Annotated in this window: 1 rRNA gene; it reads left to right on the forward strand. The window is 54.4% G+C overall.

Annotation, left to right across the window (positions count from 1 at the left end):
* Nucleotides 1-1,375 (forward strand): 23S ribosomal RNA (locus tag SLH55_RS23010); the annotation flags it as partial.
* Nucleotide 1,376 lies beyond the last annotated feature (1 nt).

Raw genomic sequence — 1,376 nt, forward strand, 5'->3', positions numbered from 1 at the left:
GAAGGCTGAGCTGTGATAGCGAGCGAATTATAGTAGCGAAGTTCCTGATTCCACACTGCCAAGAAAAGCCTCTAGCGAGGAAAAAGGTGCCCGTACCGCAAACCGACACAGGTAGGCGAGGAGAGAATCCTAAGGTGAGCGAGAGAACTCTCGTTAAGGAACTCGGCAAAATGACCCCGTAACTTCGGGAGAAGGGGTGCTCTGGTAGGGTGCAAGCCCGAGAGAGCCGCAGTGAATAGGCCCAGGCGACTGTTTAGCAAAAACACAGGTCTCTGCGAAGCCGTAAGGCGAAGTATAGGGGCTGACGCCTGCCCGGTGCTGGAAGGTTAAGAGGAGTGCTTAGCGCAAGCGAAGGTGCGAATCGAAGCCCCAGTAAACGGCGGCCGTAACTATAACGGTCCTAAGGTAGCGAAATTCCTTGTCGGGTAAGTTCCGACCCGCACGAAAGGCGTAACGATCTGGGCACTGTCTCAACGAGAGACTCGGTGAAATTATAGTACCTGTGAAGATGCAGGTTACCCGCGACAGGACGGAAAGACCCCGTGGAGCTTTACTGTAGCCTGATATTGAATTTTGGTACAGCTTGTACAGGATAGGTAGGAGCCTTGGAAACCGGAGCGCCAGCTTCGGTGGAGGCATCGGTGGGATACTACCCTGGCTGTATTGAAATTCTAACCCGCGCCCCTTATCGGGGTGGGAGACAGTGTCAGGTGGGCAGTTTGACTGGGGCGGTCGCCTCCTAAAGAGTAACGGAGGCGCCCAAAGGTTCCCTCAGAATGGTTGGAAATCATTCGCAGAGTGTAAAGGCACAAGGGAGCTTGACTGCGAGACCTACAAGTCGAGCAGGGACGAAAGTCGGGCTTAGTGATCCGGTGGTTCCGCATGGAAGGGCCATCGCTCAACGGATAAAAGCTACCCCGGGGATAACAGGCTTATCTCCCCCAAGAGTCCACATCGACGGGGAGGTTTGGCACCTCGATGTCGGCTCATCGCATCCTGGGGCTGTAGTCGGTCCCAAGGGTTGGGCTGTTCGCCCATTAAAGCGGTACGCGAGCTGGGTTCAGAACGTCGTGAGACAGTTCGGTCCCTATCCGTCGTGGGCGCAGGAAATTTGAGAGGAGCTGTCCTTAGTACGAGAGGACCGGGATGGACGCACCGCTGGTGTACCAGTTGTCTTGCCAAAGGCATCGCTGGGTAGCTATGTGCGGAAGGGATAAGTGCTGAAAGCATCTAAGCATGAAGCCCCCCTCGAGATGAGATTTCCCATCACGTATGTGAGTAAGATCCCTAGAAGATGACTAGGTAGATAGGTCAGAGATGGAAGCATGGCGACATGTGGAGTTGACTGATACTAATCGATCGAGGACTTAACCACA

Origin of the sequence: Rossellomorea sp. YZS02, assembly GCF_033963925.1 — a bacterium.
Classification (GTDB): Bacteria; Bacillota; Bacilli; order Bacillales; family Bacillaceae_B; genus Rossellomorea.